General features: G+C 71.4%; 10 protein-coding genes and 1 pseudogene. 8 read left to right on the top strand and 3 right to left on the bottom strand.

The features are described from left to right. Positions 1–50: 50 nt before the first annotated feature. Positions 51–1,481: a cytosine permease gene (locus ACWDYJ_RS34315; protein ID WP_451569525.1), complete on the bottom strand. Its 1,431-nt coding sequence runs from the start codon at positions 1,479–1,481 to the stop codon at positions 51–53. Between the two features lie 157 nt (positions 1,482–1,638). Here ACWDYJ_RS34315 and ureA point away from each other — a divergent pair, with 157 nt between their 5' ends. The 6 genes from ureA (at position 1,639) to ACWDYJ_RS34285 (ending at position 9,428) form a co-directional block, all read left to right on the top strand. Next, positions 1,639–2,406: an urease subunit gamma gene (ureA, locus tag ACWDYJ_RS34310; RefSeq protein ID WP_451569524.1), complete on the top strand. Its 768-nt coding sequence runs from the start codon at positions 1,639–1,641 to the stop codon at positions 2,404–2,406. Then, a complete protein-coding gene (locus ACWDYJ_RS34305; RefSeq protein ID WP_451569523.1) occupies positions 2,403–4,136 on the top strand; it encodes an urease subunit alpha in 1,734 nt (577 codons plus the stop codon). Before ureA ends, ACWDYJ_RS34305 begins: the two co-directional genes overlap by 4 nt. Before the next feature lie 40 nt (positions 4,137–4,176). Then, a complete protein-coding gene (locus tag ACWDYJ_RS34300) occupies positions 4,177–5,229 on the top strand; it encodes an agmatine deiminase family protein (protein ID WP_451569522.1) in 1,053 nt (350 codons plus the stop codon). 15 nt (positions 5,230–5,244) lie between these two features. Then, positions 5,245–5,880, top strand: a complete 636-nt coding sequence (locus ACWDYJ_RS34295; RefSeq protein WP_451569521.1) for a TetR family transcriptional regulator C-terminal domain-containing protein — start codon at positions 5,245–5,247, stop codon at positions 5,878–5,880. 497 nt (positions 5,881–6,377) lie between these two features. After that, entirely contained in the window at positions 6,378–8,000 is a 1,623-nt protein-coding gene (gene cimA, locus ACWDYJ_RS34290; RefSeq protein ID WP_451569520.1) for a citramalate synthase, read from the top strand. Between the two features lie 72 nt (positions 8,001–8,072). Further along, a complete protein-coding gene (locus tag ACWDYJ_RS34285; protein ID WP_451569519.1) occupies positions 8,073–9,428 on the top strand; it encodes a hypothetical protein in 1,356 nt (451 codons plus the stop codon). Between the two features lie 43 nt (positions 9,429–9,471). Here ACWDYJ_RS34285 and ACWDYJ_RS34280 read toward each other — a convergent pair whose 3' ends face one another. After that, on the bottom strand, positions 9,472–10,098 hold the full coding sequence (locus tag ACWDYJ_RS34280; RefSeq protein WP_451569518.1) for a YceI family protein: 627 nt from the start codon (positions 10,096–10,098) through the stop codon (positions 9,472–9,474). 241 nt (positions 10,099–10,339) lie between these two features. On the opposite strand from ACWDYJ_RS34280, the gene ACWDYJ_RS34275 reads away from it, so the two are divergent. Both ACWDYJ_RS34275 and ACWDYJ_RS34270 read left to right on the top strand, forming a co-directional pair. Further along, positions 10,340–11,923 carry an acyl-CoA carboxylase subunit beta gene (locus tag ACWDYJ_RS34275; RefSeq protein WP_451569517.1) on the top strand — a complete coding sequence of 528 codons (1,584 nt, stop codon included), beginning with the start codon at positions 10,340–10,342 and terminating at the stop codon, positions 11,921–11,923. Between the two features lie 23 nt (positions 11,924–11,946). Continuing rightward, positions 11,947–12,144 (top strand): acyl-CoA carboxylase subunit epsilon, encoded by a 198-nt coding sequence (locus tag ACWDYJ_RS34270; RefSeq protein ID WP_451569516.1) that lies wholly within the window; start codon positions 11,947–11,949, stop codon positions 12,142–12,144. A gap of 155 nt (positions 12,145–12,299) precedes the next feature. Here ACWDYJ_RS34270 and ACWDYJ_RS34265 read toward each other — a convergent pair. Further along, a pseudogene (locus tag ACWDYJ_RS34265) lies at positions 12,300–12,404 on the bottom strand (ATP-binding protein); the annotation flags it as partial.

The raw sequence follows: 12,404 nt of genomic DNA, 5'->3' as shown, positions 1-12,404 counted from the left end.
CGCTCCCGGATCGATCCCGGGAGCGCGGGCCTTCGTACGTACAAGGGGCCTCAGGCGGTGGCCGGTTCCTCCACGGCGGGCGCCGGTGCGGGCACCGGTGCGGGCGCGGTGCGGGCGGTCAGCGCCGCGTAGAGGAGTCCGCCGGCCAGGCCGGAGAGGACGAAGGAGCAGTCCACGCCGTTGGCCAGGGCGAGCAGCGGGCCCTCGTAGAAGGGGGTGCTCACGGCGAGCAGGCCGATGCCCGCGCCGACCGCCCAGGAGGTGGTGGCGGCCACGTTCCAGCCGGCGCGGTACCAGTAGATCCCGCCCCGGGAGTGGCGGTTGAAGACCTGGAGGGCGTCGGCGTCGTACTGCCCGCGGCAGCGCACGTATCCGATCAGGGTGATCACGGCCCACGGGGTGCCGATCGCGGTGAGCAGCAGGACGAACGAGGTCATCGCCGACTGCACGTCCCACGAGAAGGAGCCGAAGAAGACGAACGCGGTGGCGACGACCGCGGCGATCACGGTGGCGGTGGTGCGCGTGGCCCTGGGGACGATCGCGTCGAGGTCCAGGCCCATGGAGTAGAGCATCAGACCGGCGTTGCCCACCGAGCCGGCCGCGGCGGCGGCGAGCAGCGGGACCAGGTACCAGAACGGCGCGGCCTCGACGAGCGGCCCGGCGTAGTCGGCGCCGGCCCGGGCGGCGAGCGCGGTGTAGGTGCCGAAGAGCTGCGGGATCAGCAGGCCGACGAGCAGACCGAGCCCCGTGGCCCAGAAGACCTTGCGGGGGGTGTGTCGGCGGGGGGAGATGTAGCGGGTGTAGTCGCCGAGCAGGGTGATGAAGGCGACGGGGCCGCTGAGGCCGGCGGCGACGGCGGCGAGCATCCAGGTCGGCCAGAAGGAGCCGAGCAGGTACTCGGTGTCCGGCGGGGCGGCGGTGGTGAAGTCGCCCGCGTAGGCGAAGACGCCGATGGCCAGCAGGACGACCATGCCGATGGACAGGATCTTGCTCATGCGCAGCAGCAGCCGGTAGCCGAAGACGGCCGCGACGACGGTACAGGCGGCCAGTACGCCGTACATCGCGGCCCGCGAGACGCCCGTGTCGGGCAGTCCGGTGAGCCGGGACAGGACGCCGACCATCACGTCGCCGCCGATCCACAGGGTCAGCGCGGTGTAGCCGAGCGAGAGCAGCAGGCCGACCACGGAGCCGACGAGCCGCCCGCGTACGCCGAACTGGGCGCCGCTGGAGGTCGACAGGTTGGTCGCCGTGCGCAGGGAGACCAGCGCGAGCGGTGCGGTGAAGGCGATTCCGACGAGGGTGCCGGTCACGATGGCGGTGACCGAGGGCCACAGTCCCAGTCCGAAGGACGGGGGCAGCCAGCCGAACACGATCACACCGAGGCAGAGGTTGGAACCGAGGAGGATCGAGATCAGGTCACGTGGACCGCTCGTCCGCTCCTCCTCGGGGATGGTGTCGACTCCGCGCTGTTCGATGGGCATGGGGGGACTCCCTTGGCAGGGCGGCGGGTGGTGACGCACTTGTTTGAGCGACACTCAATGTGACTCAAGCCCTGGTCCCAGGTCAATGCTTCCTGGAAAGGGAATGAAGAGTTAGAGTGATGCTCTAACCCATCGACTCAAAAGGTGGTGGATCGGCGTGCGGCTGACCCCTACGGAGCGCGACCGGCTGCTGCTGCGCAGCGCCGCGGAACTGGCCAGGGCCCGGCGCGCCCGAGGCCTGAAGCTCAATGTCCCGGAGGCCACCGCGCTGATCGCGGACACGGTCTGCGAGGCCGCGCGCGACGGCAAGCGGCTCGCGGAGGCCATCGAGGAGGCCCGCGGCGTGCTCGGCCCCGACGACGTGCTGCCCGGCGTGGCCGACGTGGTCACCGAGGTGCACGTGGAGGCCGTCTTCGACGACGGATCGCGGCTCGCGGTGGTATCGGCCCCGATCCAGGGCGCCGTGTCGCTCGGCGACGACGCCCCGGGCGCCGTCGTACCGGGCCCGGGCGCGCCGCAGCCCGAGCCGCAGCTGCACCTGCACGTGCGCAACACCGCGTCCGTGCCGGTGAGCGTCACCTCCCACTTCCACTTCTTCGAGGCGAACCCGCGGCTCGACTTCGACCGCTCCGCCGCCTACGGCATGCGGCTGTGCGTGCCGGCGGGCTCCTCCGTACGGTTCGACCCGCACGGCGAGGGCGACGTCGGCCTGGTCCCGATCGGCGGCGCACGCATCGCCATCGGCTTCGCGGGCCTGGTCGACGGCCCCCTGGACGCCCCGGGGGCCAAGGAGGAGGCCCTGCGCCGCGCGGCGGCCTGCGGCTACCTGGGCGCCTCCGGCGAGGCCGGCCCGTCCTCCTGGCCCACCACGACCCCGGCCGACCGGGCCGGCGGCAGCGACCACGCGGACGGAGAGCAGGCGTGAGCAAGAAGACCCCGCACAGCGACCACTGCGCGCCGGGCAGCCGGCACATCGACCCGCACGAGTACGCCTCCGTCTTCGGCCCCCGCGCCGGTGACCGGGTGCGCCTCGGCGACTCGGGCCTCACCGTCCGGGTCGAGCACGACGCCCAGAAGCCCGGCGACGAGTTCCTGGCCGGCTTCGGCAAGACCGCCCGCGACGGGCTGCACCTGAAGGCCGCGGCCGTCCGCGAGACCTGCGACGTCGTGATCAGCAACGTCCTCGTCATCGACGCCGTCCTCGGCATCCGCAAGGTCTCCATCGGCATCCGCGAGGGCCGTATCCACGCCATCGGCCGGGCCGGCAACCCCGACACCCTCGACGGAGTCGACGTCGTGGTCGGCACGGGTACGTCGATCGTCTCCGGCGAGGGCCTGATCGCCACCGCCGGCGCCGTGGACACCCACGTCCACCTGCTCTCGCCGCGGATCATGGAGGCCTCGCTCGCCGCGGGCGTCACCACGATCATCGGCCAGGAGTTCGGCCCCGTCTGGGGCGTCGGCGTCAACTCCCCGTGGGCGCTGAAGCACGCCTTCAACGCCTTCGACGCCTGGCCCGTCAACATCGGCTTCCTCGCCCGCGGCTCCTCCTCGGATGCCGCGCCCCTCGTCGAGGCACTCGTAGAAGGTGGCGCCTCCGGATTTAAGGTCCACGAGGACATGGGGGCCCACACCCGCGCCCTGGACACCGCTCTGCGCGTGGCCGAGGAGTACGACGTACAGGTCGCGCTGCACAGCGACGGCCTCAACGAGTGCCTCTCCGTCGAGGACACCCTGCGCGTCCTGGACGGCCGGACCATCCACGCCTTCCACATCGAGGGCTGCGGCGGCGGGCACGTCCCCAACGTGCTCAAGATGGCGGGCGTGCCGAACGTCATCGGCTCCTCCACCAACCCCACGCTGCCCTTCGGCCGCGACGCGGTCGCCGAGCACTACGGCATGATCGTCTCCGTCCACGACCTCAAGCCCGACCTCCCCGGCGACGCCGCCATGGCCCGCGACCGCATCCGCGCCGGGACGATGGGCGCCGAGGACGTACTGCACGACCTGGGCGCGATCGGCATCACCTCCTCCGACGCCCAGGGCATGGGCCGGGCCGGCGAAACCATCCGCCGTACCTTCGCCATGGCCGCCAAGATGAAGGGCGAACTGGGCCCGCTGGCCGGCGACGGCGAGGGCGACGACAACGCCCGCGTCCTGCGCTACATGGCCAAGCTGACCATCAACCCCGCCATCGCCCACGGCCTGGCCCACGAGATCGGCTCCATCGAGGTCGGCAAACTCGCCGACATCGTGCTGTGGCGCCCGCAGTTCTTCGGCGCCAAGCCCCAGCTGGTCCTCAAGTCCGGCTTCCCGGCCTACGGGGTCACCGGCGACCCCAACGCGGCCACCGACACCTGCGAACCGCTCGTTCTCGGCCCGCAGTTCGGCTCCTACGGGGCCACCGCGGCCGACATCTCCGTCGCCTTCGTCTCCGCCGCGGCCGCGGCCCTCGGCGGCGACGAGATGCCGACCCGCCGACGCCGGGTCGCCGTCCGCGGCACCCGCGGCATCGGCCCGAAGGACCTGCTCCTCAACTCCCGGGTGGGCGCGGTCGACGTGGACGCGCGCAGCGGACTCGTCTCCCTCGACGGGGAACCGCTGCGCTCCGAAGCCGCCGAGTCGGTCTCCCTCAACCGCCTGTACTTCTTGTAACAGGCACCAGCTTGTAATAGGCCCTAAGGACCCCCTTGCCATGACCTCACAGCCCGTGACTGCCCAGCCCGCCGCCGCCGGATTCCGGATGCCCGCCGAGTGGACCCCCCACGAGCGCACCTGGATGGCCTGGCCCAGCCCCAACCCCACCTTCACCAACGAGCAGGAGCTCGCCGAGGCCCGCGAGGCCTGGGGCGCCGTCGCGCGCGCCGTACGCGCGTACGAGCCCGTGACCCTCGTCGTCTCGCCCGGTGACGCGGACAGCGCCCGCGCGATCGTCGGCGAGGACGTGCAGCTGGTCGAGCAGGAGCTGGACGACGCCTGGATGCGGGACATCGGCCCCACCTTCGTCACCAACGAGGCCGGCGAGCTGGCCGCCGTGGACTGGACCTTCAACGGCTGGGGCGCCCAGGAGTGGGCCCGCTGGGACCACGACTCGAAGATCGCGCGGCACATCTCCGACGTGGTCGGCAGCCGTACGTACAGCACCGCGCTCGTCAACGAGGGCGGAGCCATCCACGTCGACGGCGAGGGCACCGTCCTGCTCACCGACACCGTGCAGCTCGGTGAGGGCCGCAACCCCGGCTGGACCCGCCAGCAGGTCGAGGCCGAGATCCACGCCCACCTCGGTACGACGAAGGCCATCTGGCTGCCGTACGGCCTGGCCGGCGACTACGGCACCTACGGCACCCAGGGCCACGTGGACATCGTCGCCGCCTTCGCCCGCCCGGGTGTGGTCATGGTCCACACGCAGCCCGACCCGGCCCACCCGGACCACGAGCGCTGCAAGACCATCGCCGCCATCCTGCGCTCCTCCACCGACGCCCAGGGCCGGTTGCTGGAGGTCGTGGAGATCCCCGCGCCGACCGTGCTGGAGGAGGACGGCGAGTGGGTCGACTACTCCTACATCAACCACTACCTCTGCAACGGCGGTGTGGTGCTGTGCTCCTTCGACGACCCGCGCGACGAGGAGGCGGCCGAGATCTTCCGCGGACTGTTCCCCGGGCGGACCGTCACCCTCGTTGACGCACGTACGATTTTCGCGGGGGGTGGCGGTATCCACTGCATCACCCAGCAGCAGCCGAAGGTCTGACCTGCGGAGGACCTCATGAAGGAGTGGCCCATGGTGGCGGGTGGAGTACCGGTACGGGCGGCGCGCAAGAACGCGCCCCCGCGCGAGGACGTACTCGTCGCCGCCATGGCCACGATCGCCGAGCGCGGCCTCGAAGGCCTGACCATGGCAGGCCTGGGCCGCCAGGTCGGCATGAGCAGCGGCCACCTCCTCTACTACTTCGGCAGCAAGGACGAACTCCTGCTGCAGACCCTGGAGTGGAGCGAGGCCGCCCTCGGCGGCGAGCGGCGGGCGCTGCTGTCGCGCCGCGGATCGGTGCGCGAGCGCGTACGGGCGTACGTCGACCTGTACGTACCCGAGGGCCCCCGGGACCCGCACTGGACCCTGTGGCTGGAGGTCTGGAACCGCTCCCAGAACGCCGGCCCCCAGGAACGCGACCGGCAGGCCGCCATCGAGGGCGCCTGGCACCGCGACCTGGTCGCCCTGCTCGCCGAGGGCATCTCGCGCGGCGAGTTCCGGCCGGTGGATCCCGACCGCTTCGCCGCGCGCACCAGGGCCCTGCTCGACGGGTTCAGCATCCAACTGGCCGTGGGCCTGCCGCTCCTCTCCCGCGCGGACATCCTGGAACACGTCGAGGAGTTCCTGGTCGAGTCCCTCACCCCGCGGCCATGACGTGACCGCAGCCTCCGGGGCCGCAGGCCGACTCCACCGGGATCCCGCCCGTGCCACCGGGCCGCGGGCGGGCCACAACCGTGCGCTCCGGGTTCCTGCCCGCAGCGGCGGCTCCGCGAGCCCGCCCATGTCACCGGGCCGCGAGGCGCACCACAGCCTGCCCTCCGGGCCGCCGGCCGTGGCAGACGGGGGCCGCGGGCAGGGTGCCCGCATGCTGAGATCCCTGTCCACCCGCGGCAAGCGGTGTGGCACACTGCGAACGTGCCTGCTCAGCTCATGATTATCGACGGCAGCGCGCCGGTCCTCAGTGACCGCTGAACCGTGGACGACCTTCGCGGCAGCGGCCACCGTGCCCCAGACCCGCGCGCAGACCTCTCGCACCCGCGAGAGGTTTTTTCGTTTCCCGGCCCGAATCATGCCGGGACGGCAGCGCGCGATGATGGGGGCAGTGGATCCCCGGTCTCCGGAACCACTCATCCGACAGGAGTCAGATCAGCATGACGACGACAGAGGCGACTGAGCCGACAGAGGCACTCGACGACAGCTTCCACGTCTTCGACACCACCCTGCGCGACGGCGCCCAGCGTGAGGGCATCAACCTCACGGTCGCGGACAAGCTGACCATCGCCCGGCATCTCGACGACTTCGGGGTCGGCTTCATCGAGGGCGGCTGGCCCGGCGCGAACCCCCGCGACACGGAGTTCTTCGCCCGCGCCCGCGCCGAGATCGACTTCAAGCACGCCCAGCTGGTCGCCTTCGGCGCCACCCGCCGGGCCGGTGGCTCCGCCGCCGCGGACCCGCAGGTCCGCGCCCTGCTGGAATCCGGCGCGCCGGTCATCACCCTGGTCGCCAAGTCCCACGACCGCCACGTCGAACTCGCGCTGCGCACCACCCTCGACGAGAACCTGGAAATGGTCCGGGACACGGTCTCCTACCTCGTCGGGCAGGGCCGCCGCGTCTTCGTCGACTGCGAGCACTTCTTCGACGGCTACCGCGCCAACGCCGCCTACGCCAAAGCGGTCGTGCGCACCGCGCACGAGGCCGGCGCCGACGTCGTCATCCTCTGCGACACCAACGGCGGCATGCTGCCCGCGCAGGTCACGGCCACCGTCGCGACGGTCCTGGCCGACACCGGTGCCCGCCTCGGCATCCACGCCCAGGACGACACCGGCTGCGCCGTCGCCAACACCCTGGCCGCCGTCGACGCGGGCGCCACCCACGTCCAGTGCACCGCGAACGGCTACGGCGAACGCGTCGGCAACGCCAACCTCTTCCCGGTCGTCGCCGCGCTGGAGATCAAGTACGGGCGCAAGGTCCTGCCCGCGGGCGCCCTCGCCGAGATGACCCGGATCTCGCACGCCATCGCCGAGGTCGTGAACCTGACCCCGTCCACGCACCAGCCCTACGTCGGCGTCTCCGCGTTCGCGCACAAGGCGGGACTGCACGCCTCGGCCATCAAGGTCGACCCCGACCTGTACCAGCACATCGACCCCGAGCGGGTCGGCAACACCATGCGCATGCTGGTCTCCGACATGGCCGGCCGCGCCTCCATCGAGCTCAAGGGCAAGGAGCTCGGCGTCGACCTCGGCGGGGACCGCGCGCTGATCTCCCGGGTGGTCGAGCGGGTCAAGGAGCGGGAGCTCCAGGGCTACACGTACGAGGCCGCCGACGCCTCCTTCGAGCTGCTGCTGCGCGCCGAGGTCGAGGGGCGGGCCCGCAGGTACTTCCGTACCGAATCCTGGCGCGCGATCGTCGAGGACCGCCCGGACGGCACCCACGCCAACGAGGCCACGGTCAAGCTGTGGGCCAAGGGCGAGCGGATCGTCGCGACGGCGGAGGGCAACGGCCCGGTCAACGCGCTGGACCGGGCCCTGCGGTTCGCGCTGGAGCGGTTCTACCCCCAGCTGGCCAAGTTCGAGCTGGTCGACTACAAGGTCCGCATCCTGGAGGGCAAGCACGGCACGGAGTCCACGACCCGTGTGCTGATCTCCACGACGGACGGCGTCCGCGAATGGTCGACGGTGGGCGTCGCCCAGAACGTGATCGCGGCCTCCTGGCAGGCCCTTGAGGACGCCTTCACCTTCGGCCTCCTCCACGCGGGAGTCGAACCGGCCGAGTAGTCTCCCGCCGGGACCGTGAGGAGCTTATGTCCGGTTCACACGGGAAAGTGTCGGTTCGGGTAGCGTCGTGGTATGAGGACGAGGCTGATATCCGTACTTTCCGGTGTGCTGCTGGCCGGTCTGCTGCTGGCGCTGTCGGTGACCGCCTTCGTGGCCGCCCCGCAGGCGTCCGCCGCCACCGGGCCCGCCGTCGTGGCCGAGGCGCTCAAGCGGAGCCCGGTCTACGTCGATCCCCGCGTCGAGGCGCAGCTCCCGAAGGCGGAGGCCGACGCGCTCGCGGAGAAGATCAAGGACGCGGACAAGCCGGTGTTCGTCGCCGTGCTGCCGGCGACCGCCGAGTTCCCCGAGGACAAGGTGCTCAGCGCCGTCCGTGCCCAGACCGGCATCACCGGGCTCTACGCGATCCGGCTCGGCGACGGCTTCAACGCCGGTGCCGACCCGGTGGTCATGCCGCCCAACGCCGTACGCAACCTCACCGAGGCCGTGAAGACCGGCGGACCCGTGGACGCGGGCACGCAGCTCGGTAACTTCGTCGACCAGGCCCTGACCCAGGTCGAGGGCAGCGCCCCGGCCTCCTGGGGCGACGCCGGCGCCGACGACGGAGTCCCGGTCGGCGGGCTGATCACCCTCGGCGTGGTGGCCGCGGTCGGCGGCGGTGGCGCGTACGCACTGGTGCGCCGCAACCGGAAGCAGAAGGAGGAGGCCCGGCGCGCGGCTGTCGCCCGCCTCGGCGTGGTCGTCGACGAGGACATCACGGCCTTCGGTGAGGAACTGGAGCGGCTCGACTTCCACCCCGGGGAGCCCGGCGCCGACGACGCCATGCGCCAGGACTACGAGCGCGGCCTGGACTCGTACGACAAGGCCAAGCGGATCATGGCCTCGGTCGAGCGCCCCGAAGAGGTCAGGGGCGTGACCCAGGCGCTGGAGGACGGCCGGTACGCCCTGGCCCGTCTCGACGCGCGCCGTCAGGGCAAGCCCCTGCCCGAGCGCCGCGCGCCCTGCTTCTTCGACCCGCGGCACGGGCCGAGCGCCGAGGACGCCACCTGGGCCCCGCCGGGCGGGGCCGCACGTACCGTCCCGGTCTGCACGGCGGACGCCGTACGGCTGCGCGACGGCCTGGACCCGGCCGTCCGTACGGTCGACACCGAGCGTGGGCCGCGCCCGTACTACGACGCGGGCCCGGTGTACGGACCCTGGGCCGGCGGCTACTTCGGCGGCGGCATCCTGCCCGGTCTGCTGATGGGCACGATGCTCGGTTCGATGATGTCCAGCCCCGCCTACGCCTCGGACTTCGGCGGAGCCGAGAGCGGCTTCGAGGGCGGGGACGTCTCCGGAGCCGACTTCAACCCCTCCGACTTCGGCGGCGGGGACTTCGGTGGCGGCGGCTTCGACGGCGGCGGTGGTTTCGACGGCGGGGGCGGCTTCTAGCCGCCGCCCCCGGTACCCCAGATACCCCTCACTCCCGACGGCGTCAGGCCTGCTTGACGGCGGAGATGTCGAAGGTCAGCTTCACCTTGTCGCTGACCATCACACCGCCGGCCTCCAGCGCGGCGTTCCAGGTCAGCCCCCAGTCGGAGCGCAGGATCTCGGCGGAGCCCTCGAAGCCGACGCGCTCGTTGCCGTACACGTCGGTGGCGGAGCCGCCGAACTCCAGGTCGATGGAGAGCGGGCGCGTGACGTCCTTGATCGTCAGCTCACCGGTGATGCGGTACGTGTCGCCGCCGAGCTGACGCGCCTCGCTGGACCGGAAGCCCATCAGCGGGAAGGTGTCGGCGTCGAAGAAGTCCGCGCCGCGCAGGTGGGCGTCGCGGTCGGCGATGCCGGTGTCGACGGAGGCGGTCTTGACGTCGATGGAGGCGGTGGAGCGGGAGGGGTCGCGGCCGTCCAGGTGCAGGGTGCCTTCGTGGTCGGCGAAGGTGCCGCGGACGTTGGTGACCATGGCGTGGCGGACGGTGAAGCCGATGCTGCTGTGGGCGGCGTCGACGACGTAGTCGCCGGTGAGTGCGGCGAGCGCCGGGTCCACTTCGAGCGTGGCGACGGCTGCGCGGATGCCTTCCTGGACGGGGGCGGACTGATTGCGGCGGGTGAAGAGACCCATGACTTCCTCCTGGGTTAGTTGAACCTTCAACGAGAATGACGCTAGACCTATTCCGTTCAAATTTCAACTTCTTCGGGAGTTCATCCGAACTTCTTGTGACATCTCCACAAAGGCCCACGGTCCCGACTGGGGGAGTCCATACATCGTCCGGCGCTTCTGTCCGGGCCGGACAGCGGACGGGCCCCGAGACTGTGCGGAACCGACGGAGGGTTTTCACGGCCCGCCTTCGTAAGGTCGGTACATGACCGTTGTGGACCAGACTCCGAGCGAGCCGACGGACGCCCGCGGGCGCGTGGCCGAGCTGCACGCCCTCCGTGAGGAGGCGCGGCGCGGACCCAGCGACCGGGCGACCGAGGCGCAGCACGCCAAGGGCAAGCTGACCGCGCGCGAGCGCATCGCGCTCCTGCTCGACGAAGGTTCCTTCAAGGAGGTCGAACAGCTGCGCCGCCACCGGGCGACCGGTTTCGGCCTGGAGGCCAAGAGGCCCTACACGGACGGTGTCATCACCGGCTGGGGCACGGTCGAGGGCCGCACGGTCTTCGTCTACGCACACGACTTCCGGATCTTCGGCGGGGCGCTCGGCGAGGCCCACGCCACCAAGATCCACAAGATCATGGACATGGCCATCGCGGCCGGTGCCCCGCTGGTCTCCCTCAACGACGGCGCGGGCGCCCGTATCCAGGAGGGCGTCTCGGCGCTCGCCGGATACGGCGGCATCTTCCAGCGCAACACCAAGGCCTCGGGCGTCATCCCGCAGATCTCGGTCATGCTGGGCCCCTGCGCCGGCGGCGCCGCGTACTCCCCGGCGCTCACCGACTTCGTCTTCATGGTCCGCGAGACCTCGCAGATGTTCATCACCGGCCCCGACGTGGTCCGCGCGGTGACCGGCGAGGAGATCACCCAGAACGGTCTGGGCGGCGCCGACGTGCACGCCGAGACCTCGGGCGTCGCGCACTTCGCGTACGACGACGAGGAGACCTGCATCTCCGAGGTCCGCTACCTCATCACGATGCTCCCCTCCAACAACCGCGAGAACCCGCCCGTCCACGAGACGAGCGACCCCGCCGACCGCCGCTCCGACGTCCTGCTGGACCTGGTGCCCGCCGACGGCAACCGCCCGTACGACATGCACAAGGTCATCGAGGAGCTCGTCGACGAGGGCGACTTCCTGGAGATCCACGAGCGCTGGGCCCGCAACATCATCTGCGTCCTCGGCCGCCTGGACGGCCAGGTCGTCGGCATCGTCGCCAACCAGCCCGCCCACCTCGCCGGCGTCCTGGACATCCACGCCTCCGAGAAGGCCGCGCGGTTCGTCCAGCTCTGCGACGCCTTCAACATCCCGATCGTCACGCTGCTGGACGTCCCCGGCTTCCTGCCGGGCGTCGACCAGGAGCACGGCGGCATCATCCGCCACGGCGCCAAGCTGCTGTACGCGTACTGCAACGCCACCGTCCCGCGGATCTCGCTGATCCTGCGCAAGGCCTACGGCGGCGCGTACATCGTCATGGACTCCCAGTCCATCGGCGCCGACCTCACCTATGCCTGGCCCACCAACGAGATCGCCGTGATGGGCGCCGAGGGTGCCGCCAACGTCATCTTCCGCAAGCAGATCGCGGACGCCGAGGACCCCGAGGCGATGCGCGCCCGGATGGTCAAGGAATACAAGGCCGAGCTGATGCACCCGTACTACGCGGCCGAGCGCGGCCTCGTGGACGACGTCATCGACCCCGCCGAGACGCGTGAGGTGCTCGTGAGCGCCCTCGCGATGCTCCGCACGAAGCACGCCGATCTGCCGTCCCGCAAGCACGGCAACCCGCCTCAGTAACGAGCGAAGGAGACCTGCCACCGATGAGCATCGCCACCGACACCCTGCTGAAGGTCGAGAAGGGCCACGCCGCGCCCGAGGAGCTGGCCGCGATCACCGCGATCCTGCTCGCCCGCGCCGCCACCACCCCCGAGGCCGTCAGCATCCCCCGCTCCCAGGCCGGCTGGCGCCGCCTGGAGCGCACGCCGGGCTTCCGCGCCCCGCACAGCTGGCAGGGCTGATCTCCCGAGCCCCCGAAGGCCCCGCACCTGTCCAGGGTGCGGGGCCTTCGCCGTACGCCGTCCACGTCGCCCGAACGCGTACGCCTCGTACGTCCGCGCACGACCAAGGCCCCCGCGTCCATGACACGGGGGCCTTTCCGGATGCTTCTTTCCGACTACCGCAGGCGCGCCATCAGGGCGTGCTCCACGAGCGTGATGAGCGCGCTCTTGGCGTCCGCGCGGTGGCGGGCGTCGGTGGTGATGATCGGGGCGTCGGGGCC

It is taken from the genome of Streptomyces sp. NPDC003042 (genome assembly GCF_053591315.1).
This window is presented reverse-complemented; position numbering and strand designations above follow the sequence as displayed.

Excerpts from the sequence above, each read along its gene's own strand:
- ACWDYJ_RS34315 (WP_451569525.1), bottom strand. The coding sequence starts at position 1,481 with ATGCCCATCGAACAGCGCGGAGTCGACACCATCCCCGAGGAGGAGCGG.
- ACWDYJ_RS34300 (WP_451569522.1), top strand. The coding sequence starts at position 4,177 with ATGACCTCACAGCCCGTGACTGCCCAGCCCGCCGCCGCCGGATTCCGG.
- ACWDYJ_RS34295 (WP_451569521.1), top strand. The coding sequence starts at position 5,245 with ATGAAGGAGTGGCCCATGGTGGCGGGTGGAGTACCGGTACGGGCGGCG.
- cimA (WP_451569520.1), top strand. The coding sequence starts at position 6,378 with ATGACGACGACAGAGGCGACTGAGCCGACAGAGGCACTCGACGACAGC.
- ACWDYJ_RS34285 (WP_451569519.1), top strand. The coding sequence starts at position 8,073 with ATGAGGACGAGGCTGATATCCGTACTTTCCGGTGTGCTGCTGGCCGGT.
- ACWDYJ_RS34280 (WP_451569518.1), bottom strand. The coding sequence starts at position 10,098 with ATGGGTCTCTTCACCCGCCGCAATCAGTCCGCCCCCGTCCAGGAAGGC.
- ACWDYJ_RS34275 (WP_451569517.1), top strand. The coding sequence starts at position 10,340 with ATGACCGTTGTGGACCAGACTCCGAGCGAGCCGACGGACGCCCGCGGG.
- ACWDYJ_RS34270 (WP_451569516.1), top strand. The coding sequence starts at position 11,947 with ATGAGCATCGCCACCGACACCCTGCTGAAGGTCGAGAAGGGCCACGCC.